17 protein-coding genes are annotated in these 23,254 nt (G+C 70.1%); 1 reads left to right on the top strand and 16 read right to left on the bottom strand.

What is annotated here, in order from left to right; all coding sequences use genetic code 11:
- Positions 1 to 56 precede the first annotated feature (56 nt).
- The 8 genes from STARVERO_RS12990 to STARVERO_RS13025 are packed head-to-tail and all read right to left on the bottom strand — an operon-like array spanning position 57 to position 7,544.
- Positions 57 to 962, bottom strand: a complete 906-nt coding sequence (locus STARVERO_RS12990; protein WP_159599252.1) for an ACP S-malonyltransferase — start codon at positions 960 to 962, stop codon at positions 57 to 59.
- On the bottom strand, positions 959 to 1,648 hold the full coding sequence (locus STARVERO_RS12995) for a malonate decarboxylase holo-ACP synthase (RefSeq protein WP_159599254.1): 690 nt from the start codon (positions 1,646 to 1,648) through the stop codon (positions 959 to 961). The genes STARVERO_RS12990 and STARVERO_RS12995 overlap by 4 nt, the downstream gene beginning before the upstream one ends.
- A gap of 20 nt (positions 1,649 to 1,668) precedes the next feature.
- Positions 1,669 to 2,475: a biotin-independent malonate decarboxylase subunit gamma gene (mdcE, locus tag STARVERO_RS13000; RefSeq protein ID WP_159599256.1), complete on the bottom strand. Its 807-nt coding sequence runs from the start codon at positions 2,473 to 2,475 to the stop codon at positions 1,669 to 1,671.
- Positions 2,472 to 3,317 (bottom strand): biotin-independent malonate decarboxylase subunit beta, encoded by an 846-nt coding sequence (locus STARVERO_RS13005; RefSeq protein ID WP_159599258.1) that lies wholly within the window; start codon positions 3,315 to 3,317, stop codon positions 2,472 to 2,474. Before STARVERO_RS13005 ends, mdcE begins: the two co-directional genes overlap by 4 nt.
- A complete protein-coding gene (locus STARVERO_RS13010) occupies positions 3,314 to 3,601 on the bottom strand; it encodes a malonate decarboxylase subunit delta (RefSeq protein WP_159599260.1) in 288 nt (95 codons plus the stop codon). Before STARVERO_RS13010 ends, STARVERO_RS13005 begins: the two co-directional genes overlap by 4 nt.
- Positions 3,602 to 3,604: 3 nt before the next feature.
- On the bottom strand, positions 3,605 to 4,534 hold the full coding sequence (locus tag STARVERO_RS13015) for a triphosphoribosyl-dephospho-CoA synthase (RefSeq protein WP_159599262.1): 930 nt from the start codon (positions 4,532 to 4,534) through the stop codon (positions 3,605 to 3,607).
- A gap of 3 nt (positions 4,535 to 4,537) precedes the next feature.
- The gene (mdcA, locus tag STARVERO_RS13020) at positions 4,538 to 6,190 is read right to left on the bottom strand and encodes a malonate decarboxylase subunit alpha (RefSeq protein ID WP_144344537.1); all 1,653 of its coding nucleotides are present in this window, start codon (positions 6,188 to 6,190) and stop codon (positions 4,538 to 4,540) included.
- 10 nt (positions 6,191 to 6,200) lie between these two features.
- On the bottom strand, positions 6,201 to 7,544 hold the full coding sequence (locus tag STARVERO_RS13025) for an SLC13 family permease (protein WP_144344536.1): 1,344 nt from the start codon (positions 7,542 to 7,544) through the stop codon (positions 6,201 to 6,203).
- A gap of 290 nt (positions 7,545 to 7,834) precedes the next feature.
- Here STARVERO_RS13025 and STARVERO_RS13030 point away from each other — a divergent pair, with 290 nt between their 5' ends.
- The gene (locus tag STARVERO_RS13030; protein ID WP_244616760.1) at positions 7,835 to 8,515 is read left to right on the top strand and encodes a GntR family transcriptional regulator; all 681 of its coding nucleotides are present in this window, start codon (positions 7,835 to 7,837) and stop codon (positions 8,513 to 8,515) included.
- Positions 8,516 to 8,533: 18 nt separating this feature from the next.
- Here STARVERO_RS13030 and STARVERO_RS13035 read toward each other — a convergent pair whose 3' ends face one another.
- From STARVERO_RS13035 to STARVERO_RS13070, 8 genes are all read right to left on the bottom strand, one after another.
- The gene (locus STARVERO_RS13035; RefSeq protein ID WP_159599264.1) at positions 8,534 to 10,036 is read right to left on the bottom strand and encodes an FGGY-family carbohydrate kinase; all 1,503 of its coding nucleotides are present in this window, start codon (positions 10,034 to 10,036) and stop codon (positions 8,534 to 8,536) included.
- 68 nt (positions 10,037 to 10,104) lie between these two features.
- Positions 10,105 to 10,947: a class I fructose-bisphosphate aldolase gene (locus tag STARVERO_RS13040; RefSeq protein WP_159599266.1), complete on the bottom strand. Its 843-nt coding sequence runs from the start codon at positions 10,945 to 10,947 to the stop codon at positions 10,105 to 10,107.
- Complete coding sequence (locus tag STARVERO_RS13045; protein ID WP_159599268.1) at positions 10,944 to 12,722, bottom strand: glycerol-3-phosphate dehydrogenase/oxidase; 1,779 nt, start codon at positions 12,720 to 12,722, stop codon at positions 10,944 to 10,946. The genes STARVERO_RS13040 and STARVERO_RS13045 overlap by 4 nt, the downstream gene beginning before the upstream one ends.
- Complete coding sequence (locus STARVERO_RS13050) at positions 12,722 to 13,699, bottom strand: sugar-binding transcriptional regulator (protein ID WP_422802143.1); 978 nt, start codon at positions 13,697 to 13,699, stop codon at positions 12,722 to 12,724. Before STARVERO_RS13050 ends, STARVERO_RS13045 begins: the two co-directional genes overlap by 1 nt.
- Before the next feature lie 10 nt (positions 13,700 to 13,709).
- Positions 13,710 to 14,720 (bottom strand): ABC transporter permease, encoded by a 1,011-nt coding sequence (locus STARVERO_RS13055; RefSeq protein ID WP_159599270.1) that lies wholly within the window; start codon positions 14,718 to 14,720, stop codon positions 13,710 to 13,712.
- A 26-nt stretch (positions 14,721 to 14,746) separates the two neighbouring features.
- Positions 14,747 to 16,279, bottom strand: coding sequence for a sugar ABC transporter ATP-binding protein (locus STARVERO_RS13060; RefSeq protein ID WP_159599272.1), 1,533 nt, complete (start codon positions 16,277 to 16,279; stop codon positions 14,747 to 14,749).
- 80 nt (positions 16,280 to 16,359) lie between these two features.
- On the bottom strand, positions 16,360 to 17,382 hold the full coding sequence (locus STARVERO_RS13065) for a substrate-binding domain-containing protein (RefSeq protein WP_144344530.1): 1,023 nt from the start codon (positions 17,380 to 17,382) through the stop codon (positions 16,360 to 16,362).
- A gap of 492 nt (positions 17,383 to 17,874) precedes the next feature.
- Positions 17,875 to 23,250 carry an Ig-like domain-containing protein gene (locus STARVERO_RS13070; RefSeq protein ID WP_159599274.1) on the bottom strand — a complete coding sequence of 1,792 codons (5,376 nt, stop codon included), beginning with the start codon at positions 23,248 to 23,250 and terminating at the stop codon, positions 17,875 to 17,877.
- Between the last annotated feature and the right edge of the window lie 4 nt (positions 23,251 to 23,254).

Consider the following 23,254-nt stretch of genomic DNA (forward strand, 5'->3'; position numbering starts at 1 on the left):
CGGCAAGCGCTTCCTCCATCCCGGCGGGAATGTCCGGTGGGAAGCGGGGAAGCCCGTCAGCGCAGCAGCGCCTCGGCCTGCCGCACGCGCATATCCGGGTGCGCCTCGACGAGCAGGTCCGCCAGCACGGTGCCGGGCGGCGCCTGCAGGAAAAGCTCCATCCCGCGCTCGACCAGAAGCTCCACGGCATCGTGCCACAGCACCGGCTCGGCGACGTTGCGGGCGAGATCCTGCGCGATGGCGGGCGCCTCGGTCAGCACGCGGGCGCGGCGGGCGCTGGCATAGAGAAGGCGCGGCGGGCGAACCGGCATCGCGGCGATGGCGCCGGCCAGCGCGTCCGCCACCGGTTCGAGCAGGGGACAGTGGGAAAGCGTCGCCACCGCGAGCCGCTCGGCCTTGCGGGCGCCGGCCTCCACCGCCAGACGGCAGAGCGCGTCCAGCGCCGGCTCCGCCCCCGCCACCACGATCTGACGGGGCGCGTTGTAGTTCGACAGGTAGAGATCGCCCGACGCGCGGGCGCGTGCGACGAGATCGCGCAGGGTGCGGGCCGGCAGGCCGAGAACCGCCGCCATGCCGTAGCCCGCCGGGAACAGGCGCGCCATCCGCTCCCCGCGCAGGGCGACGAGACGCAACGCATCGGCGAAATCCAGCACGCCAGCGGCGACGGCGGCGGGAAAGGCGCCGACCGAATGCCCGAGCACCGCGTCGACCGCGACGGCCTCCGCCGCCAGCGCCCGCGCCGTGGCGACGCCGGCGATGAGCAGGGCGAGCTGGGCGGCACGGGTGCCGGCCAGCGCCTCGGCGGTGTCGAGTTCGCGCCAGTCATGGCCGAGCCGTTCGGACGCCTCGTCGAGGGTCGCGGCGATGGCGGGATGCGGGGGCAGCGCCGCCAGCATGCCGACGCTCTGGCTGCCTTGGCCGGGAAAGAGCAGCGCAGTGCGGGGGGTGGGCGCGGTGGTCATGACGCTTCGGCCCGCTCCGCCGGCCGCTCCAGCTCCGCCCGCATCACCAGACGGGGACCGCCGGCGCCGCGTAGCAGCAGCGTGTCGCCGTCGCCGCAGAATTCGGCGAGCGCAAAGGCGCCGAGGGGAGTCTCGACGAGAGCATCCACCCGGGCGTCCACGCGGGCGGCGGGCGCGCGACCCGGCACGGGGGGAAGCGCGGCCTCGCACGCCGCCGCGGCCTGCCGGAGGGCGTCGACCGGCAAGGGAAAGCTCGCGCGCAGGACGATGTCGAGATCGCTCGCCTCGCGCAGTACCGGCCGGCCGGTCGCCAGCTCGAAGCCCGCCCCGCCGGCGACGCCCCAGACGAGGCCGGTGGCGTCGAGGCGCGGCGCCAGCGCCGCGAGCGCCCGCAACGCCGGATGACCGGACCGGGCGGCCGTCTCCCAGGCACGGGCGCGCGCCAGCGCCTCCGGGGTGACGCAGGCGAGGATGGCGGCGGGATCGACGGCGGCGGCGCAGCGCTGGTCGCGCCGCGGGCCGCGTATGCCGACGGGCACGCGGCCGGCGACCGGCGCGGCGCGGCGCACCACCACCCAGGGCGCCTCCTCCAGCGCCGGCATCACCCAGTCCGGCGGCTCGGGCACGCGCGCATCGGCGGGCGCGCGCAGGCGCAGGAGATCGTGCGGCCGGAGGAGATCGTGCATCCGAGGGAGATCGCCCGACCTCAGTTCCATTCGCGCGCCAGCTGCTCGCGCACCCGGATCGAGGCGGCGCGGTTCCGGCGCGCATCCTCCGAGGCGAGGCGGCCGGCGAGATCGGGCGGGCCGCTGCGGGCATCGGCGATGGCGGCGGCGAGGCGCCCGCGCACCCGCGCGACGTCGGCGGCGGTGGGCGTGTCGGCGTCGACGCCGGAGATCAGCTCGTGCAGCAGGCCGAGCCGGGCGAAGGACCGCACGTCATAGGCGAGCGGCAGGATGGTCTCGCCGAGCCGCTCCAGATCGGCGACGCTGCGGCGGGTGACGCGGGCGGCGGCGGCCTTGCCCATGGCGTGGATGGAAACGCCGGGATCGTCCAGCGCCAGCACGCGATTGGCCTGGTAGCCATGGGCGAGGAAGGCGCCGGACAGGGCGTTGCCGACCACCAGCGCCACCACCGGATGGCCGTCGAGCCGCGCCGAGGCATAGGCGTCCACCGCCGCCGCGCAGGCGAGGTGCAGGCCGAGCAGTTCCTCGGTCCGGCCATAGGCCTGGCTCGGCACGTCGACGATGGCGAGCACCGGCCGGCCGGGGACGGCGGCCGCCTCGCGCACCCGGGCGGCGATCGCCCAGCCCTCGTCGAGGCCGATCTCGCCCGAGCGGGCGCGGGGAAAGCGGTTGTGCGGATCGGGCACCACGGCGATGGCGCGGACCGCCTCGCCGCCGAGCGGCACGTCGGCGGCCAGCACCGAGGCCGGCCCGCCCGGCAGGAGCGGGGCATCGCCGGCGAGGGCCTCGAACCAGCGGCGGCCGCGCAGGCTCACGCTGTCGCTCATGTCCTGTCTCCCGACCAGAGGGAAGCGAGCGCCGCGCCGGTCGCCGGCTCGGGCAGCCGCGCCAGGCGGGCGCGCCAGAAATCGATGCGGGCGCTGGAGGCCGGCCCCGGGGCGCCGTCCGCGAAGGCCGCGCGCACGGCGGCGGCGAGGGCGTCGGCGTTGTCGGCGACGAGGGTGTCGGCGAGGCCGGTAACGGTGCGGACCTCGCCGCCGGTCAGGCTCCAGATCAGCGCCTGGTCGCGGCTGTCGAGCTCGGCGATGCCGGCGTTCTGCTCGATCACCTCCGGCCCGTTGAGGCCGAGCCGGCCCTGCCGGGTCATGATGAGGCGGCTCGCCAGGCCGGCGGTGATCGACATGCCGCCGAAGCAGCCGACGAGGCCGGCGATCACCCCGACGACCGGCACGTGGCGGCGCAGGGCGACGAGGGCGGCGTGGATCTCGGCCATGGCCGCGAGGCCGAGATTGGCCTCCTGCAGGCGCACGCCGCCGGTCTCGAACACCAGCACCGGCCGGATCGGCCGGCCGGCCTCGGCATCCGCCAGCGCGCGTTCGAGCGAGCCGGCGATCTTGGCGCCGGAGACCTCGCCGGTGCTGCCGCCCTGGAAGGCGCCCTCGATCGCCAGCACCACGGCCGGCACGCCGTCGATGGCGCCGCGGGCGACGACGACGCCGTCATCGCTCTGCGGCACGATGCCCTGCGGCGCCAGCCAGGGGGATTCGACGTGCTCGAACGGGCCGAGCAGCTCGCGGAAGCTGCCGGCATCGAGCAGCGCCCGCGCCCGCTCGCGGGCATTCATCTCCACGAAGCTCCGGCAGTTCAACAAGGTGGCGGCCGATGTCATCCCTGCGTCTCCTCAAGGGCCTGCGCCAGACGAAGCGAGACGACGCCCGGCGTCGCGCCGGCATCGTTGATCTCGACCCGCGCGGCGACGGGATGGCGGGCGAAGAAGCGGGCGAGCGTCGCCTGCCAGGTCGGCCCGAAGCCGTCGACGCTGGTGCGTATGGTGACGGTGGTCTCGCCGGCCGGCGAAAGCAGCACCTCCAGATCGCCGGAGCCGACGACGCCGACATGCGCGCACCGCGCGATGGGCCGGTCGCCGGGAAAGCGGAGCTCGATGATCTCCATGGCTCACATCTCCCGCTGGGCCTGAAGAGGCGCCGAAGACCGACGCTCCGGCACCCCGTCGAGGAAGAGGGCGGCGGCGAGCATGTCGGCGGCCCCGCCCGGCGAGGCGTTCAGCGCCAGCAGCCGGCGGTCCAGCGCCAGCAGCGCCCCCTGCCCTTCCGCCGTCGCGGCGCCGCCCGTGCCGAGCACCGCGCGCGCGCCGAGCCGGGCCACGCGCAGCGCCCGCCGTCCGCCCCGGTGCAGCAGGCAGGTGTCGTCGAGCCGCGCCATGACGCTAAGCAGCGCGTCGAGGTGGGCATGATCTTCGGCCGCGCCAGCCGCGCGCCGCGCCCGCAGCGTCGCCACGGCGAGCCGCACATGCGGGAAACCGGCATCCGCCTCGCCCCGCGCGCCGGACACGCCATAGGCCCGGCAGGCGCGCGCGCCGTTGGTGGCGCGCGGCGGGGCGAAACGGTCGGCGTGGCGGGCGATGCGGCCGGCGGTGGCGCAGATGGTCTCGACGCTGCCGCCGGCACCCTCCAGCACCCGTGCGGCGGCCAGCAGGCCGAGCGCCCAGATGGCACCGCGATGGGTGTTGGCGCCGCCGGTCACGGCGAACATGCGGCGCTCGCCATCGCGGCCGATCCGCGCGAGGTCCTCGCGCAGTTCCGGCGAGGGCCGCCGCCCGGCGGAGGCGCGGGCGATTTCCGCGAAGGTCGGCCGCAGCGCCTCGGCGGAGGCGAGCAGCGTGGCAAGCTCGACATCCGCATGCGCGCCGGGCCCGCGCCGGTCGACGAGGCCCGGCTTGGGGGTGAGCGTCGCCTCGGCCACCAGAGCCGCGACCGCGCGACCGGCGATGGCGTCGGCGTTCGGCAGCGGGAAACCGGCTCCCGACGGGCGAGCTTCCAGCAGGTCGGCTTGCAGCAGATCAACTTCCAGCAGGTCAACGTGCATGGGTCAGTAGCTCCTGAAGCGCGCGGGGGGCTCGTAGAGGCCGCCCGACCAGGCGACGAGATCGTCGATGCTGCGGGCCGCCAGCAAGGAGCGGCGGGCGTCGGTGGGGCGCACGCCGAGATCCTCGGGATAGGCGACCAGACCGCGCCGGCGCAGATCGTCGGTGCGAGAGGGATCGTGCCGCAGGCCGATGGGGCTGACGCCGGCCACCGCCGCAAGCGCGGCGCGGCGCTCCTCCTCGTCGCGGGCGAGATAGAGATAGGCGACGCCTTCCTCGGTGACGACATGGCTGACGTCGTCGCCATAGATCATCACCGGGGCGATGGGCATGCCGGCCGCCCTGCCGACCTCGACAGCGTCGAGTTCCTCCACGAAGGTGGGAACGCCCCCGGACTGGAAGGTCTCGGCCATCTGCACCACCAGCTTGTGGCCGCGCGCGGTGGGGCCGGGATCGGTCTTCAGGTCGAGCCACGCCTTGCTGGCATGGCGCCGGCCGCCGGGGTCGTGGCCCATGTTGGGCGCGCCGCCGAAGCCGGCGAGGCGCCCGGTGGTGACGGTCGAGGAATTGGCGTCGCCGTCGATCTGCAGCGTGGCGCCGATGAACATGTCGACCGCGTACTGGCCGGCGAGCTGGCAGAGCACGCGGTTGGAGCGCAGCGAACCGTCCGGGCCGGTGAAGAACACGTCGGAGCGCGCCTCGATGTAGCGCTCCATGCCGACCTCGCCGCCGAAGCAGTGGACGCTCTCCACCCACCCGCTCTCGATGGCGGGAATGAGCGTCGGGTGCGGGTTGAGCGTCCAGTGCCGGCAGATCTTGCCCTTGAGGCCGAGCGCCTCGCCATAGGTCGGCAGCAGCAGCTCGATGGCGGCGGTGTTGAAGCCGATGCCGTGATTGAGCGACAGCACGCCGTGGCGCTCATAGACGCCGCGAATGGCGAGCATCGCCATGAGGATGTGCTGCTCGGTGATGAGACGCGGATCGCGGGTGAACAGCGGCTCGATGGCGGCGGGACGATCCGCCTCGACCACGAAGTCGACCCAGCCGCCGGGAATGTCGACGCGCGGCAGCGTGTCCACGATCTCGTTGACCTGGGCGATGACGATGCCGCCGCCGAAGGCCGTCGCCTCCACGATGGTGGGCGTGTCCTCGGTGTTGGCGCCGGTGTAGAGGTTGCCGTGGCGGTCGCCCTTCTCCGCCGCGACCAGCGCCACGCGCGGCGTCAGGTCGACGAACATCCGAGCATAAAGCTCGACATAGGTATGGATGGCGCCGACCTCGAGCTTGCCGTCCTCCAGAAGCTGGGCGACGCGCAGGCTCTGCGGGCCGGCATAGGCGAAGTCGATGCGCCGGGCGATGCCGGTCTCGAAGATGTCGATCTGCTCGGGACGGCTGATGCTGGACACCAGCATGTGCAGGTCATGGACCTTCGCCGGATCGACCCTGGCGAGGGAGCGGGAGAGGAAGTCCGCCTGCTTCTGGTTGTCCCCCTCCAGCGCCACGCGGTCGCCGGAGGCGATGACCGCCTCCAGCGCCTCGACGATGCGATCCGGCTTCAGGACGCGGCCGTCGGCGAAGGCGGCCGCCCGCTGGAGGCGGCGCTGCTTGTCCTCGCGCCGGGTCGACCAGGAGCGCTGCGTCCCGTCCGGTCTGGTCATCGATGCCTCCTCACAACACCACGAAGAGCAGCCACACCACGAAGGGCGCGATGACCGTCACCGCCGCGCCATAGGCGACGAGCTGCTTGAAGAAGCCGTCGCGCGAGGCCTCCGGCGCATTGGCGAGCACCAGCGCGCCGTTGGTCGAGAACGGGCTGACGTCGACGATGGTGGAGGACACCGCCATGGCGGCGATGAAGCCGACCGCCTCGACGCCCGTGCCGGCCTGGAGGAAGGGCACGGCGAGCGGGATGAGCGAGCCGAGCACCGCCGTCGAGGAGGCGAAGGCCGAGACCACCGCGCCGATGAGGCACAGGACCAGCGCCGCCATGAGCGGCGAGGCGAGGCCGGCGACGCCGTTGGCGGCGTAGTCGATGGTGCCCATGGCCTGCATCACGCCGACATAGGTGGACACGCCGGTGATCAGCACGATCTCCGGCCAGGTGACCTGCGCGACCGCCTTGCGCTGGAGCGTCGGCGCCACCAGCGAAAGCACGAGGCCGATGGTGATGGCGCAGAAGCCGATGTCGAGATTGAAGGCGAGCGTGAGCACCGCCAGCAGCACCAGCCCGGCGAGGGTGAGGAACTGGTAGGGACGGTTGCTGGCCATCGGGTCGCCATTGGCCACCCCGCCCTCGGCGATGCGGCGTTCCAGGGTGATGGCCTCGGTCTCGGCGTCGCCGTAGCGCGGCGGCGTCGCGGCGGGATAGCCCGCCCCGGCCGGCGCGCCCGCCAGCTCGGCCCGCCGGCCGATGAGCTTCAGCCCGCCCAGCGCGAAGAACAGCAGCACCGCCACCGCGCCGTTGACGAAGAAGCTGGCGAGGAAGGTGACGATGGGATCGAGCGGCAGCCCGGCCTTGGCGACGACGCCGTTGGTGATGCCGCCATAGATGCTGATCGGCGAGAAGCCGCCGGCCTGGGCGCCGTGGATCACCATCAGGCCCATCATCAGCGGGCTGATGGCGTATTTCACCGCGAAGCCGAGCGCGATGGGGGCGATGATCGCCACCGCGCCGGGGCTGACCGCGCCCACCGAGGTGAGCGCCGCGGCGATGAGGAACATGATCCACGGGATCGCCGCCACATGCCCGCGCACGGCGCGGACCGCGAGGCGGACCAGCCAGTCGATGGTGCCGTTGTTCTGGGCGATGGCGAAGAGATAGGTGATGCCGACCAGCGTGAGGAACAGGCTGGACGGGAAGAACGACATGATCTTCGCCGCCGTCAGCCCGGCCAGCAGCGTGCCGGCGAGGAAGGCGCCGGCGAAGGCCAGCACGCCCATATTGACCGGCAGGATCGTCGCGACGACGAACATGGCCACCAGCCCGAAGATCGAAATCAGCTCATGCGACATGGCGTGCCTCCCCCGTCCGGCGGGCGACGCGCGCATGAGAAACCCGTCCGCGCGCCGGGCGCGGATTCGCTGTCACATCCATTGGCGTTTCCTCGGGGCGATTGGTTTTATGTCTGCCCGTGTGCGATCATCGCTCAATAGAATGCCAAGTCAACTTTTTTGTATACAAGAGACGCCATGTTGTGCGGAGGGTGGCGACCACGCTAGTTTCACGCAGCGGCAGCGCTCCCGGAATCAGGGGCGCGCCGCGGGCAGGACGCGGGACCGCCGCGCAGGAAAAGAGGTCGATCTTGACGAGTTTGGTCGCTGATCGCGACACCGGCACCCGGCACGCCGACCGGCTGCGCCAGGCGCTGGAAGCCGACATCGTGACGGGGGTCTTCAAGCCCGGCGAAAGGCTGGACGAGCAGCGGCTGGCCGACCGCTTCGGCGTCTCGCGCACGCCGCTGCGCGAGGCGCTGGCGCAGCTCGCCGCCAACGGGCTGGTGACGCTGCAGCCGCGGCGCGGCGCCTTCGTGGTATCGCTGACCTTCCAGGAGATCGTCGAGCGCTTCGAGATGATGGCCGCGCTCGAGGGCATGTGCGGCGCCCTCGCCGCGCGCCGGCTCGACGAGGCCGACCGGGCGGCGCTGGTCGCCTCGCTAGAGGAGTGCCGCCACGAGGCCGCCGAGGGCGACAGCGACAGCTACTACCACGCCAACGAGGCGTTCCATCAGATCATCTACCGCGCGGCGCGCAACGCCTTCCTCGCCGAGCAGACGCGCCAGCTGCAGACCCGGCTGCAGCCCTATCGCCGGCTGCAGCTGCGCGCCGGGCGGCGGGTCGCCACCTCCTTCGCCGAGCACGAGCGGATCGTCGCGGCGATCCTGGCGGGCGACGCGGGGACGGCCGAGCGCGAGTTGCGCGAGCACGTGCTGATCCAGGGCGACCGGCTGCGCGACTTCTTCGCCAGCCTCGCCCATGCCGGCTGACGGGTGGGGACGGGGCGCTCAGGCGTCGGCGGCGTGCAGCTCGTCCCAGACCGGCTCCATCAGCTCGGCGAGGGTGAGGAACAGCCGGTAGCGCCGGTCGTGCAGCGCCTTGTGGCGCGGCGACGGGGTGAAGCTCTGCGCGGTCTTCACCATGCGGGCGACGCCGTGGCCGAGATCGGGGAACAGCCCGGCGCCCACACCCGCCGCGATCGCCGCGCCGAGCGCGCCGGTCTGCGAGCACAGGCTGGTGCGGATGGGGATGCCGAGGATGTCGGCGAACATCTGCGGCCACACCTTGCTGCGCGCCGCCCCGCCCGACAGCACGACGTTCTCGAAGGTGGCGCCGGCGCGCTTGAGCTTCTCGACATGCTGGCGATGGCCGAACACCACGCCCTCGAACAGCCCGTAGAGCAGGTGCGCCTTGTCGTGCCAGCCGGCGATTCCGTAGAAGCCGCCGCGCGCCCGGGCGTTGCCGGAGCTGCCGTAGATGAAGGGGTGGAACAGCGGCAGGTCCATGGAGGGCGACACGCGCGCCACCAGATCGCTGCACGCGGAGGCGACCGTGCCGGTGCCGACCTCGATGCCGCTGCCGAACTCGCGGATGAACCATTCGAGATTGGCGGCCGAGGTGGCGCTCGCCTCCACCGCCATGTAGCGGTCCTTCTCGATGATCGAGGTCATGAAGACCAGCTCGTCGAGCTCGGGATCGTCGACCACCTCCTGGTTGATGCTCCAGGTGCCGGCGACGATGGAGGCCTGGCCGGTGGCGGAGACGCCGGAGCCGACCGCGCTCGCCACGATGTCGATCATGCCCGCCACGACCGGCGTGCCGGCGCGCAGGCCGGTCGCCTGCGCCACTTCCGGCCGGATGCCGCCGACGATCTCGCAGCTCTCGCGCAGCGGCGGCAGCAGCGCGCCGAAATGGGCGACTCCGTAGGCCTCCAGCATCTCCCCGTCGTAGCGGCGCTCGGGGAAGCGCACCAGACCGGCCACCGCCGCGTCCGAATAGTCGCCGGACAGCGTGCCGGTGAGGAAATGCACGATCACGTCCTTGCACAGCAGCACCGCATGGGCGCGCGCCATGATCTCCGGCCGGTGCTCGCCGAGCCAGCGCATCAGCAGCGGGGTCTGGCCCGCCCAGGGCTGCTGGCGCGACCAGCGATGGATCTGCCCGGTCTTCTCGCCCAGCCCGCCGGCGATGGCTTCCGCCCGGCGGTCGATCGACTGGATGCCGAGCAGCCCCGTGCCGTCGCGGTCGAGGACATAGGCGCCGTTGCCGTGGCCGGCGGCGCCCACCGCGCGCACGTCGGCGGGGTCGATGCCGGACTTGGCGATGCAGCCGCGGATCGCTTCCACGGTGAAGCGGCGTATCTCGTCGATGCTGCGCTCGGCCTGGCCGGGCTCGGGATAGCTGGTCGACCCCGAGCGCTCCTCCACGGCGAGCTCATTGCCGGCGCTGTCGAACAGCACCGCCTTGACCATCGTGTTGCCGGCATCGATTCCGAGGAGATAGTCGCTCATGCATCCTCCCGATATGGCGGCAGGCCGATGCGCGCCGGCCTGCCTTGTCGTTGTGGCGGTCCCGGGTCTCAGGCCGCTTCGTAGATGGCGTTGGCCCGCTCGGCGTCGGCGCCGTCATGGATCATCGCCATCAGCGCCGCGACGACCCGGCTGGGGTTGTCGTGCTGGTAGACGTTGCGGCCGTAGACCATGCCGGCCGCGCCCTGCTGCATGAGCACGGCGGACTTCTGGAACACGCCCTTCAGCTCGCCCTTGCCGCCGCCGCGCACCAGCACCGGCACGCGCGCCGCCTCGACGACCTTGTGGAAGTCCTCGGCGACGTCGGTGGGATCGGCCTTGATGATGTCGGCGCCGATCTCCTGCGCGAGGCGCACGAGATTGACGATCTTGGAGGTGTCGCCGTCGACCTGATAGCCACCGGCCGCGCTGGGCGCCTGCATCGCCAGCGGCTCGATCATCAGCGGCATGGCGTATTTCTCGCACTCGCGGCGCAGCTTCGCGATGTTCTCGATGCACTGCTTGAACATCTCCGGCTCGTCCGGGATCATGTAGATGTTCACGACGACGGCGGCGGCATCCATCTGCAGCGCGGCGAGGATCGGCTCCTCGGCGTTCTGCAGCGTCGCCCACATGACGCGGTGACGGATGGTGTTGTAGCCATTGGCGATGTCCGTGCGCATCACCAGCGCCGGCTTCTCCTTGCCGTCGACGTTCTGGAGCAGATCGGCCTGACCGTAATTGACCTGGATCGCGTCCGGGCCGGCCTTCACGAGGTCGGCCATCACCTTGGTGATGTTCTCCAGGCCCGGATAGAAGGTCGGTTCGTTGGCGATGCCGTGGTCGATCGCCACGTCGAGGCAACGGCCGTTGCGGAACAGCCGGTTCATGCGGACCTTGTGGCTACCGCTCATGACACTCTCCTTTTCGCGTGAAATTCGTCCGCCGTCCGTTCCAGCCGGACGGCGTGATCGCGGGCGAGCCGCGTGATGAAGTCGTCGAGGCGCTGCTCGCGCTCGGCGCGGGACCAGCCCTTGGCGCCGGCGAGGACATCGGCCGCCTCCTCGGCGACGGACAGGCCGAGGCGCCCGGTGATGCCGATCGGGGTGCGGCGGAGCAGCAGGTCGGCCAGCGTCTCCACATCCTCGCGGCGGGCGAGATAGTCGAGCTCCTGCCGGCTGAATTCGGGAAGGCCGGCGAGCGGCGTGTCGCCCTGCTCGCCGAGTTCCTCGGCCATGGCGCGGGCGCTGGTGCCGTAGCGGTGCAGCAGCGCCTCGACGCGCGCCGGCGGCAGGCCGGTGGCGCGGGCGCAGGCCTCGATCCACGCGGCCCGCTCGCCGGCCGAGGCGGGATAGTGGCGCCCGCCGCCGATCGGCAGGTCGGCGGTCGAGACGCTGCGCGACAGGTGCAGCGCGTCCAGCACCTTGTCGGCGACCTGCTCGCCGAAGGCGCGGAAGGTCGTCCACTTGCCGCCGACCATGCAGTAGACGGGAAAGGGGCGCCCCGCCGTCGCCGGGACCACCGGGCAGGAATGGTCGCGCGAGATGCGGCCGACCACGCTGGCGTCGCTGGCGGGCAGCGGCCGGGTGCCGGCGAAGGTGTAGACGATCTCCTCGCGGCGGATCGGCAGATCGGGGAAGATCAGCCGCACCGAGTCGAGGATGTAGGCGATCTCGTCATCCTCGCAGCGCAGCCCATCGGGGTCGGAGACGGGAATGTCGGTCGAGCCGATGAGCACCCGGTCGAAATAGCGGAACAGGATGCAGACGCGGCCTTCCTGGTTCTCGTAGTAGACCATCTCGTCGCCGAGAGCGTCGTAGAGGCGCGGGTTGTCGACGATGAGATGCGAGCCCTTGGTGCCGCCGATCATCCGCGGGGGACGGGCGTTGGGGCGGGCCTCCGGCGGGGTGAGCGCCTCGTTGGCGAAGTCGATCCAGGCGCCGGTGGCGTTCACCACCACGTCCGGCTCGAGCGAGAACAGGCGGCCGGACAGCGTGTCGGCCAGCATGACGCGGCCGTCCTTCGTCCCGGTCATGCGGACATGATTGACCGCCAGCGCCTGCGGATTGGCCGCCATGGCGTCCGCGACCATCTCGAAGCCGAGGCGCTCGGGCTGGCTGATCTGCCCGTCGTAATAGGTGGCGCTGCAGGCGATCTCGCGATTGAAGTCCGGCCAGCGCCGGAAGGTGGCGGAGCGGCCGTGGAAACGGTGCTTCGGCATCGGCGAGGGCGCGGCGAAGATGTCGTAGAGCGTCAGGCCGATCTTCACGATCACCCCGCCGCGGCGCGCCTTCTTCTCGGTGAGGCGGAGAAAGCGCTGGAACGCGCTGGTGATGCCGGAGGTGTAGTCGAACAGCGGCACGGTGGTGGGCAGCGGCGAGACGAAATGCGGCGCGTTGGCCAGCAGCCGGTTGCGCTCCAGAAGCGATTCCCGCACCAGCGCGAACTCGCCGGTCTCCATGTAGCGCAGGCCGCCATGGATCATCCGCGAGAGCGCGCCGCTGGCCGCCTCGCACCAGTCGCCGCGCTCCACCAGCACGACGTCCAGACCCTGGAGCGCCAGCTCGCGGAAGGTCGAGATGCCGTTGATGCCGCCGCCGACCACGAGAACGGTGGTCCGTTCACGCCGGGCGAGTGCATCGAGCCTGGAAGCGCGGAGATCCGGCCTGGCGGCCTGCGAGGCGTTCATTACCTGTCCTTCTGGTCGAGACGGCCGACAATCTCGACGGCCGTGTGTTCGTCCGTCGCCAGCGCCTTGAGGTAGTGGCCCTTCAGCACGCTGATGATGGGAGAGACCTTGGCGCTGCCCGCCGCGACGCCGAGCGTCATCGGGATGCGGGCCAGCTCGTCCGGGGTCACGCAGACGAGGTGCCGGTTGAGCGCGTAGGGCGCGACCCGGCCGGCGCCGTCGAGCAGATGGGCGAGCAGCTCCGCCTCCGCCCGGGATTCGCGGATCGCCGCGATGTCGCCGGAGGCTTCCGAGGTGAGGTCGAAATAGCTGGAATCGACGGCGTGGATGGAGCCGATGCCGACCACCGCGACATCGGCGTTGCGGGCCCGGTCCAGCGCCTCGATGCAGGAGCGCACCTGCATCAGCGCGTCGCGCTCCTGCGGCGAGGCGGCGAACATCGGCACGTGGATCTGGTAGGCCCGCCCGCCCAGCTTGAGCGCCAGCTCCGAGGCGAGGTGGTTGACGTCGGTGTAGTGCTTGCCCTGCACGCCGCCGGTGGCCGGCACCACGCTGACGTCGAACTTCTGGTCGGTGTCGAGCGCCTCGACGAGCGCGCTCACGCCCTTGCCGCCGGTGACGCAGATGGTCTGCCCGTCGCGCAGGTGATCCAGCAGGAAGGACGCCGCCGCCTTGCCCGCCGCCTTCAGCCGCGAGGGATCGTCCAGCGTCGGGCACGGAGCGGCGACGACCTCGGCGAGGCCGGCGCGCTCCGCCAGCTTGCGGGCGGCGTCGAAGGCCGATTCGAACGGGCTGCGGATGGTGATCTCGACCATGCCGAGATCACGGCCCTGCTTGATGATGCGGTTGACGCTGGCCACCGACAGGTTGGTCCGCGTGGCGATGTCGATCTGCTTCATGCCCTCGATGAAGTGCATGGTCAGGATTCGATGCATCCGTCGGATGGCGTCGAAGCTTTCGCGGTCGGCCGTGCTCACCTTCGATCCCTTATTTCGCGCGATAGCGGTTGAGGAGATGATCGAAGGATACCGCTCCGAGCAGGATGATGCCCTTGATCATCTCCTGCCAGTAGGCGGACACGTTCAGCAAAATCAACGAGCTGCTGACGATGGACAGCAGCGCGATACCGAGCACCGCGCCGAAGATGGAGCCGGTTCCGCCCTTCAGGCTGGCCCCGCCGATCACCGCCGCGGCGATGACGTTGAGTTCCATGCCGACGCCGAAATTGGGCGTCGCCGAGCCGAGGCGGGCCATGTAGACGATGCCGGCGATCCCCGCCAGCACCGAGCACAGCACGGTGACGAGGAACTTCACCTTGTTCACCTTCACGCCGGAATAGGCGGCCGCCTTCTCGTTGCTGCCGGTGTAGAAGACCTGCCGGAAGGCGGTGGCGTTGCGCAGCAGGAAATCGAACAGCAGCGCGATGACCACGAACAGGATGATCACGAAGGGAATGTCGTAGACGCTGCCCTGCCCGATGAACTTGAACTCCTTGGGCAGCGAGAACAGCGACAGCGGCGAGCCGTTGGTGATGACCATGCACAGCCCGCGCACGATCACCATGGCGGCGAGCGAGGCGATGAAGTGGCTCAGCCCGATGCGGGTGACGCACAGGCCCATGCCCACGCCCACCGCGGCGGCGGCAGCGATGCCGCCCAGGCTCGCGAGCCACGGGTCCACCCCGCCGAGGAAGAGCTGGCCCGCCACCACCATCGACAGGCAGACCACCGCGCCGACCGAGAGGTCGAGCCCCCCGACGATCAAGAGGATCGTCATGCCCACCACGACGATGCCCTCGACCGAGAAGGAGAGCAGCATCGTCTTGATGTTGGAGACGGTGAGGAAATAGGGCGAGGCGAAGCTCATCACCGCGAACAGGATCACGATGATCGCCAGCAGCCCAATCTCGCGATGCCCGGTCAGCGTCACGAAGAGGGAGGGAGCCGGCGCGCGGGCGGTCTCGGTGGCGCCGCCGCTGGTCTGGTGTCCGATGGCCATGGGTGTTCTCTCGATCCTTCAGGGCGTCAGGCGGCCGCGCTCGCAGGGGGCTGCAGGCCGGAGGCAAGGGCGATGATGTGCTCCTCGGTCATCAGCGGGCCGTCGGCGACCTCGCCGGCGATGCGCCCCTCGTGGACGACGAGGATGCGGTCGCACAGCCCGATCAGCTCGGGCAGCTCGGAGGAGATGACGGCGATGCCGGTGCCGGCGGAGGCGAGCTCGCGCAGGATGTCGTAGATCTCGGCCTTGGCGCCGACATCGACGCCGCGGGTCGGCTCGTCGAGGAAGATGACGGAGGGGTTGACCGACAGCATCTTGGCGATGCCGACCTTCTGCTGGTTGCCGCCCGACAGCGAGGAGACGGGATCGGTGATGCGGCCCCGCTTCAACCCGACCTTGCGGCCGAGCGCGTCGGCGAAGGAGCGCTCGCGCGCCTGGTCGATGAGGCCGAAGCGCGAGACCAGCGAGGGGCGCAGCGCGGTGACGTTCTGCGCGATCGGCAGGTCGACGAAGACGCCGGAGGCCTTGCGGTCCTCGGAGAGGTAGACGACGCCGCTGCGGATGCTGCCGGCATAGCTTTGCTGGGTGAGCGGCACGCCGTTCAGCGCGATATCGCCGTGCGTGCGGGGACGCAGGGCGCACACCGCCTCGGCGATCTCGGTGCGGCCGGCGCCGATGAGGCCGGCGAAGCCGAGGATCTCGCCGTGGCGCAGCTCGAAGGACACGTCCTCGAAGCGCCGGCCGTCGGAGAGGCCGCGCACCGACAGCACGGGCGGCTTCTGCGAAAGGTCCTGCGCCTTGTGCGGGAACAGGCGGGACAGCTCGCGCCCGACCAGCCGGTTGACGACCGTCTCCGGCGACAGGGCGGCGATCGGGTCGGTGCTGACGTGGTTGCCGTCACGCATCACGGTGATGCGGTCGCACAGCGCGAAGATCTCGGCCATGCGGTGGCTGATATAGACGAGCGACATGCCCCGGGCGCGCAGGTCGCGCAGGATGGCGAACAGGCGCTGCGCCTCCGGCTCGGTGAGCGCGGCGGTGGGCTCGTCGAAGATGAGCACGCGGCAGTCGAGCGTCAGCGCCTTGGCGATCTCGACGAGCTGCTGCTCGGAAATGGACAGGTCGCCGACGCGGGTGTCGACGGGGATCGGCTGCAGCCGGTCCATCACCTCCTGCGCGCGGCGGCGCAGCGTGCCGAAATCCATGAGCAGCCGGCCGCTGGTGGCGGTCGCGCTCATGAACAGGTTCTCGGCGATGGACAGATCGGGGCAGAGCGCGATCTCCTGATGCACGAGGCCGATGCCGAGCGCCTGCGCCGCCGCCGGGCTGGCGATGGTCACTTCCTCGCCGTCGACGAAGATGCGGCCGGAGTCCGGCTGGAGGATGCCGTCGACGATGTTCATCAGCGTCGACTTGCCCGCCCCGTTCTCGCCCGCCAGCGCGTGGATCTCGCCGGGGCGCAGGTCGAACTGCGCGTTCTTCAGCGCCCGGACCGGGCCGAACGACTTGACGATGTTCTCCAGCCGCAGGCGCGGCGGAGCGGCCGTTTCGGAATCCATGCGAGCTTCCTCCGTTTACCGGCGGCTTGGCGCGGCTGCGGCATTCCGGGACGCGGCCCCGGAATGCCGCAGGGCACGGCTCAGTTCTGCGCGGCCTTCTCGCGGCGCGCCTTGTAGGCGGGCCAGCGGAAGTCGTCGGCGTTGTCCCGGGTGACGATGGCGAAGCCGTTGTCGATCACCGGCAGGGCGAAGGGGTTGGCGCCGGTGCGCTTGTAGTCGTTCATCGGGTCGATGAGCTCGGGATGGGCGGCCAGGAACAGGGCCATGAAGCCCATATAGCCCTGCACGCCCTGGTTCGGGTTGATGGCGCCGAACATGTCGCCGGCCTTGATCAGGTCGAGCACCTTCTCGTTGACGTCGACGGTCATGACCTTGATGCCCTTGTTCAGCTCGACGGCGGCCTGCGCCGCGCCGATGGCCGAGGTGGCTTCCGGCATGAACACCGCGCCGAGATTCGGGTTGGCCTGGGCGAGGCTGAGCACCGACTGATAGGCCTTGTTGGCGTCCTGGTTGGTGACCGAGCGGCCGACCAGCTTCATGTCGGGATGGGCTTCCTTCATGCGCTCGATGAAGGAGGTGACGCGCAGGTCGTGATTGCCCTGGCCGGGGTTTTCCAGCACGGCGTATTCGCCCTTGCCGCCCATCGCCTTGGCAATGGCGTCCGCGGCGGCGGCACCCTCGCGGCGGTTGTCGGAGGTGACGTAGGCGACGCGCGCGCTGTTCGGGGAGTCGGCGGCGAAGGTGACGACCGGGATACCGGCGTCATGGGCGCGCTGGATCGGCTCGATGAACGGATCGGCGTTCATCGGGTGCAGCAGGATGCCCTTGGGCTGGCGGGGCAGGATCTGCTCGAAGGAGGTGAGCTGCTTGGTCACGTCGTATTCCGGCGTGCCGCTGTACTCGGCCTTGCAGCCGAGCTGCTCGGCGGCCTGCTTGAACATCTCGAACACCGGCTGCCAGTATTCGATGCCGCTGACCATGACGTTCATGTAGTAGGTCTCGCCCGGCTGGCAGCGGAACTGCGGCTTGTCGGCCGCGAGGGCGGAGCCGGCGGCGAAGGGCAGCGCGATCGACGCCGCCAGGACGGCAAGTTTCATCTTCATTGGGCCATCTCCATGAGCGAGCCCGCCCGTGGCGGCTCAAGGCCGCGCCAGGCGCTGATTGTTTCATGGAAGCGGAACCGGACCCGGCATCGGCCGGACGGCACGCCTCCTCCCCACGACAGCCGCCGGACCCTGCCCGAAACGGCACGAGAAATTTTTCACAGTCTGATTTTTTTCTCGTGAGGCGCACGCTGATGGAGATCGGCGGTGATGTCAAGCGCCGCCTGCCAGCCCCCGACCGCTTGGAATGACTTCAGGGAAAGGAGCGGACATGCCTGAAGACACGGCCGCCATAGGCCGGCAAGGTCGGGGCAGGCGGAACCGTGCTGGCCGAGGCTGGCGGCCCAGTTCCGCCCGGCGCGACGCCGACAGGCAAGGGCTCGCCACCGGTGGACGCGCACCGCGCCTTTTCCGCCAATCCCAAAAAGAAAACCCCGGCAGGACATCGGTCCTGCCGGGGCTTCCTCGGCGATATCGGCGTGAGCCGTCGGGTCACACGAAGGTAAAGTCGTCCGCGCTCAGATGCGTCCTGACGATGCCTTCCAGCACCACGTAGTTGTCGCCGCTGTCGTCGAGCTGGATGGCCACGCCGGCCGCGGTGTTGACCATGGCGGCGACCACGTCGTCGAAGGTCTCGAAGTCGAGACCGTCGAACTCGATGGTGTCCTCGCCCGGCCGGAAGTCGACGATGATGTCCGCTCCGGAGTTGGCCGCGAACACGAAGGTGTCGTGGCCCGCGCCGCCCGTCATCACGTCATCGCCGGTGAAGCCGATCAGACGGTCGTCGCCCTGGCCGCCGTCGAGCTGGTCGTCGCCGACGCCGCCATAGAGGGTGTCGTTGCCGCCACCGCCGTACAGCACGTCGTCACCGGCGGCACCGCCGAGGATGTCGTCGCCCTGGCCACCCTGCAGGACGTCGTCGCCTTCGCCGCCGCGGAGCCGGTCATTGCCGGCGCCCCCTTCGAGAAGGTCGTCGCCCGCGCCGCCAGCGAGGGTGTCGTTGCCCTGGTGGCCACGGAGGACGTCGTTGCCGGCGCCGCCGTCGAGTTCGTCGGCGGCCATGCCGCCATAGATGACGTCGTGGCCGGCATCCCCGTAGATCTTGTTGGCCGCCACCGCATTGCCGCGCAGTTCGTCGTCACCGGCGGTACCACGGGTCCAGCCCTCATAGGGATCGACTTCCTTGACGTTGACGGTCACCGTCGCGCTCGACGTGCCACCCTTGCCGTCGCTGACGGTGTAGGTGAACTTCGCCTCGCCGGTGAAGCCGTCGGCCGGGGTGAACACGACGTGGTCCCCCTGCAGCTTCACCGTGCCGCCGGTGCCCGACTGCACCGAGACGACGCTCAGCGGGTTGGCATCGGCGTCGGTGTCGTTGGCCAGCAGCAGGGCCGTCGCGAGCGAGGCGGCGGCACCGGCATTGACCTCGAAGCTGTCATTGGCCGCCACCGGCGCCCGGTTCGGCTGCGGACGCACCACCACCGTCACGCTCGCCGTGTCCTGCCCGCCCTTGCCGTCGGAGACGGTGTAGGTGAACGAGGCCTCGCCAGTGAAGCCGGCCGCCGGCGTGAACACCGCCTTGCCGTTGACCAGTTGCACGCTGCCATGGGTGGCGTCCTGAACCGACACCAGCGTCAGCGTGTCGCCGTCGGTGTCGCGGTCATTGGCCAGCAGGCTGCCGGCGGCGATGTCCACCGGCTTGCCCTGCAGCACGTAGAGCCGGTCGTCCGTCGCTTCCGGTACGTGGTTGACCGGCGCGCCGACGGCGATCTCCACCTTCGCGGTGTCATGACCGCCCTCGCCGTCGGAGACGGTGTAGGTGAACGACGCCGCGCCGTTGAAGCCGGCTGTCGGGGTGAACAGCACGTTGCCCGCCGCGTCGAGCGTCGCGGTGCCGCCCACGGCATTGCCGACCGAGAGGATGCTCAGCGTATCGCCGTCCGCGTCGGTGTCGTTGGCGAGCAGCAGCGCCGCGCTCAGCACCAGCATCTGGCCGGCCTGGGCGGTGAAGCCGGTGTCGTCGGACGCCAGCGGCGCGGTGTTGTCGCCCGGCTGCGGGCCCGCGTCGTCGGCCAGCGACACCACGGAAACGTTGTCGAACGATACGCCCGCGCTGTCCCAGGCGAAGAGACCGACCGTGCCCTTGGTCTGGGCATGGTCCTCGATCGCGTAGGCGAAGAGTTCCATCCCGTCGACCGAGGCCTGGATCTTGTTGTCCTTCACTTCGACGCGAAGATCGAAGGCCTCGCCCGGCGTGTACTTCGCCGGGATCTGGGTGAGGTACTTCTCGACGCCGTCCTTCACCTGGATCAGCTGGAAAAGGCTGCCAGCGCCGTTGTAGGGGTTCCAGTCGTAGTCGCCGTTCGCGTCCAGCTCGAGCTTATAATAGTTGTTCTCGTCCTGGTAATAGAACAGCACGCCGACCGCGCCGTTGTCCGGTGTGGAGATGGTGGTTTCGACCGCGTAGTCGCTCCACCCCTTCGCGTCCGGGTCGTTGTAGAGGGCATAGGTGCCCTTGCGCAGCACGTTCACGCCGTCGCCGAGCGGGCTCCAGCCCTTGTCCCACGGGTCGGTGTTGGACGCGCCGTTCCACTCGAGCTGGCGGCTCTTCAGGTCGGAGAGCTGGACCAGCGCGCCGTTCCGCAGCTCCCACTGCGAGGAGGTGCCGTCCGCGCCGACGCCGCCGAACTCGCCTTCGTCGACGATGGTCCAGTCGGAGAAGTCGGTGCCGCCGAACGCGTCGGACAGCAGCACGCGGTCCTTGGCGACGGCGTCGACGGTGACCGTGTCGGTCGAGGTCTTGCCGGCGGCGTCGGTGACCGTCAGCGTCAGCACGTTGCGGCCGGTGCCCACGGTGGCGGACGCCGTCTTGCCCTCGGCGACGACAGTGCCGTCGGCGTCCTTCCAGACATAGCTGACGATGTCGGCATTGCCGTAGGAGCTGCCGGCGTCGAGGTCCACCGCGACCAGGCCGTCACCGTCGCTGTCGAGCAGGCGGACGTCGCTGCCGGCATGGGCGGTGAGCGCCACCTTGTTGACGCTGATGTTGTCGAACTGCGCGCCCATCTGGTTCTGCGAGTTCTCGTTGCTCGAATAGAGCCCGATCGTGCCGCCGGTGAAGGGGGCGGTATCGACGACCGCGCCGAACATGTCCTCGCCGTCGAGGAAGGCGCGGATCTCGCCGTCCGACACCGTGACCTTGAGCTGGAAGTCGCGGTTCCACGGCGTGCCGCCATGCTCGGTGGCGAGCACCGTGGCGACGCCGTCCTCGACCTTCACCACCGACCGGCTGTTGCTCTGGGATTCGAGCACCACGCGGTAGTAGTTCTTGTCGTCCTGATAGTAGAAGACGAGGCCGATATCGTCGCCGTCATTGACCTTGAGCGTCGCCTCGACGGTGTAGTCGGACCACGACTTGGCCTCGTCGGCGTTCCAGAACAGCACGTTGTTGGCGTTGTTGGAGCGCTCATAGGCGCGCCCTTCGAGGCCCGCCTGACCGTCCTCCGCGGTGTCGCGCGAGTTCGCCGTGCCCTTCACCATGTAGCTGCCGACACCGCCGCCGAGCGCACCGGCGCTGGCCGTGGAGTGGCCGAACGTGTCGGGCATGCCGGACGCGCCGAAGTCGATCTGCGTGGAGAACGGCGAGGGCGCGGTGTCGACGATGCCGCCGGCCTTGGCGCCGCCGAGGGCGGAGATCTCGTCGTCGGTGTAGACCTTGTCGGTGACGAGGAAGCTCGACACGTAGAGCGGCGAGACCTCCCGGTCATTGTCCGAGAACAGCAGCACGCCCTTGCTCAGGTCGATGGAGAAGCGGCTGTCGTCGATGGTCTGGACGCCGACCTTGACGCCGTCGACGTACTTGGAGAGCACGTAGCCGGCATCGGTCTTGTCGACGGTGATGGCGACGCGGTGCCATTCGTCATAGCTCATCGCGCCCTCATAGACGCCGCTGATGCCGAGGCCGGCGGTGCCGTCCGAATTGTTGCGCAGGAAGAACTCGGCGTCGGAGGCGTTGGCGGTGTCGGTCTGGAACAGCGAGGTGAAGCCGGACGCCGTCTCTTCCGGGATCAGCAGGTCGAACACCAGCGTGTAGCTGTCGAGCGAGGTCTGGCCGGGCGGCAGCTGGGTCGGCTGGACCCGCAGGCCCTGCGCGAGATCGAAGCCGGGAAGCTGCGTGACCGAGGCGCCCTCGCCGAGGGCGGCGATGCCGAACTCCTCGGTCGTGCCCTGGTTCACCTCGACCGAGCCGGGGGCCGACCAGCCGTCGAGGTTGCCGTCGTTGAAGTTCTCGACGAGCAGCGTGCCGGCGTTGGAGACCACGATGCGCACGTCGTCGCGGGAGACGTTGCCGGCACTGTCGGTGACGGTCAGGGTCAGCACGTGATCGCCCGCGCCGAGCGCCAGCGTCGGGGTGGCGCCGGTGGCGATCTCGTTGCCGTCGCGGTCGGTCCAGACATAGGTCAGGCCGGCGTCGTTGTTGGGATTCAGCGTCCAGTCGCCGTCGAGCGTCACCGAAGCCTTGTCCTGGCCGGCGGCGGCGCTCACGAACTGGTCGTTGCCGGCCTTGGCGATCGCCGGCACCTCGGGCGTGCCGAGATCGATGCCGGTGTAGGTCTCCTCATGGCCGCGATAGGGGCCGGTCAGGTCGTCGCGGTCGAGTTCCTCGCCGCGGCCGGGAACGACGTACTCGTCGAGCTCGGAGAAGTAGGTGGTGGTGTACATCGCCCCGTTGTCGGGATCGATGGTGATGAGGCGGATGGCGCCGTGGCCGCCGGTGTTGCCGTTGGCCGGATCGCCGTTGCCGGTGGTCTCGTCGGCGACGCCGTACTGGTAGTTGACCATCATCTGGTAGACGGGGTTGCCGAACTGGTCGTAGCTGACCAGCGTTTCCGCGCCGTCGCCGAAGATGTGGCCGGAGAAGGTGAAGGTGACGTTCGGGTACTTCTGCACCAGCGCGCGGTACATCGCCTCGCCGTCGCTCGCGCCCTCGGCCGAGTTGCCGAGGCCGTAATTGTAGCCCGTGCCCTCGTCATAGAGCGGCGAGCCGGTGGCGTCGTGGCGGCCGGCCCAGGTCATGTAGGAATGGGTGTTGATGATGACGCGGGCGTCGAGGTTGTCCTCGATCACCTCGCCGGCCCAGCGCACCACGTCCTCGCGCGCGCCGAATTCGAGGTTGAGCACCAGCCACTTCGTGCCGTCCGGCGCGGTGAAGGTCTGGTAGCTGTTGCGGGCGCTGTCCGGCTCCTGGTCGTAGACGCCGCCGAAGGTATCCGGATTGTTCGCCGCCTGCTGCTCGGGCGAGAAGTAGAGGTCGAGGTTGCTGGTGTAGTCGCTGGCCGAGCCGCCGGACGCCTGGTCGTGGTTACCGGGCAGCACGGAATAGGGGATCTTGCCGTTGAGGATGCCGAGCGCCTGCGCCGCGTATTCCCATTCGGCCACCGTGTTCGAGCCGGTGACGTCGCCGACATGGTTCACGAACTGGATGTTCAGGCTGTCCTTGTTGTCGACCAGCCACTGGGTCATGCCCTTGAAGGTGTCGATGGCCCAGGCGTTGGTGTAGTCCTGCGTGTCGGGCAGCACCGCGATGGTGTAGGCGTTCTCGCCGGCGACGCGCACGCGGACATTGTCGGTGACGCTGGTGCCGCTCGAATCCGTGGCGGTGATCTTCAGATCGGAATAGCCGAGCGTCTCCAGGAAATCGATCGTGAGCTGGCTACCTTCGACGGTGACCGCCGCGACCGAGGGATCGGAGCCGGAAACCGTGTAGGTGAGCCCCTCGCCGCTGAAGACGGTGTTCAGATCGATGACCCGATTTTCAGAACCGCGCGCGGTAATGAAATCGAGAATCGGCTTGGTAATGGTAACCATAGGT

Source organism: Starkeya nomas, assembly GCF_902703545.1.
Classification (GTDB): domain Bacteria; phylum Pseudomonadota; class Alphaproteobacteria; order Rhizobiales; family Xanthobacteraceae; genus Ancylobacter; species Ancylobacter moscoviensis.

Coding starts and splice junctions, on each gene's coding strand:
- STARVERO_RS12990 (WP_159599252.1), bottom strand. CDS start 962: ATGACCACCGCGCCCACCCCCCGCACTGCGCTGCTCTTTCCCGGCCAA.
- STARVERO_RS12995 (WP_159599254.1), bottom strand. CDS start 1,648: ATGCACGATCTCCTCCGGCCGCACGATCTCCTGCGCCTGCGCGCGCCC.
- mdcE (WP_159599256.1), bottom strand. CDS start 2,475: ATGAGCGACAGCGTGAGCCTGCGCGGCCGCCGCTGGTTCGAGGCCCTC.
- STARVERO_RS13005 (WP_159599258.1), bottom strand. CDS start 3,317: ATGACATCGGCCGCCACCTTGTTGAACTGCCGGAGCTTCGTGGAGATG.
- STARVERO_RS13010 (WP_159599260.1), bottom strand. CDS start 3,601: ATGGAGATCATCGAGCTCCGCTTTCCCGGCGACCGGCCCATCGCGCGG.
- STARVERO_RS13015 (WP_159599262.1), bottom strand. CDS start 4,534: ATGCACGTTGACCTGCTGGAAGTTGATCTGCTGCAAGCCGACCTGCTG.
- mdcA (WP_144344537.1), bottom strand. CDS start 6,190: ATGACCAGACCGGACGGGACGCAGCGCTCCTGGTCGACCCGGCGCGAG.
- STARVERO_RS13025 (WP_144344536.1), bottom strand. CDS start 7,544: ATGTCGCATGAGCTGATTTCGATCTTCGGGCTGGTGGCCATGTTCGTC.
- STARVERO_RS13035 (WP_159599264.1), bottom strand. CDS start 10,036: ATGAGCGACTATCTCCTCGGAATCGATGCCGGCAACACGATGGTCAAG.
- STARVERO_RS13040 (WP_159599266.1), bottom strand. CDS start 10,947: ATGAGCGGTAGCCACAAGGTCCGCATGAACCGGCTGTTCCGCAACGGC.
- STARVERO_RS13045 (WP_159599268.1), bottom strand. CDS start 12,722: ATGAACGCCTCGCAGGCCGCCAGGCCGGATCTCCGCGCTTCCAGGCTC.
- STARVERO_RS13055 (WP_159599270.1), bottom strand. CDS start 14,720: ATGGCCATCGGACACCAGACCAGCGGCGGCGCCACCGAGACCGCCCGC.
- STARVERO_RS13060 (WP_159599272.1), bottom strand. CDS start 16,279: ATGGATTCCGAAACGGCCGCTCCGCCGCGCCTGCGGCTGGAGAACATC.
- STARVERO_RS13065 (WP_144344530.1), bottom strand. CDS start 17,382: ATGAAGATGAAACTTGCCGTCCTGGCGGCGTCGATCGCGCTGCCCTTC.
- STARVERO_RS13070 (WP_159599274.1), bottom strand. CDS start 23,250: ATGGTTACCATTACCAAGCCGATTCTCGATTTCATTACCGCGCGCGGT.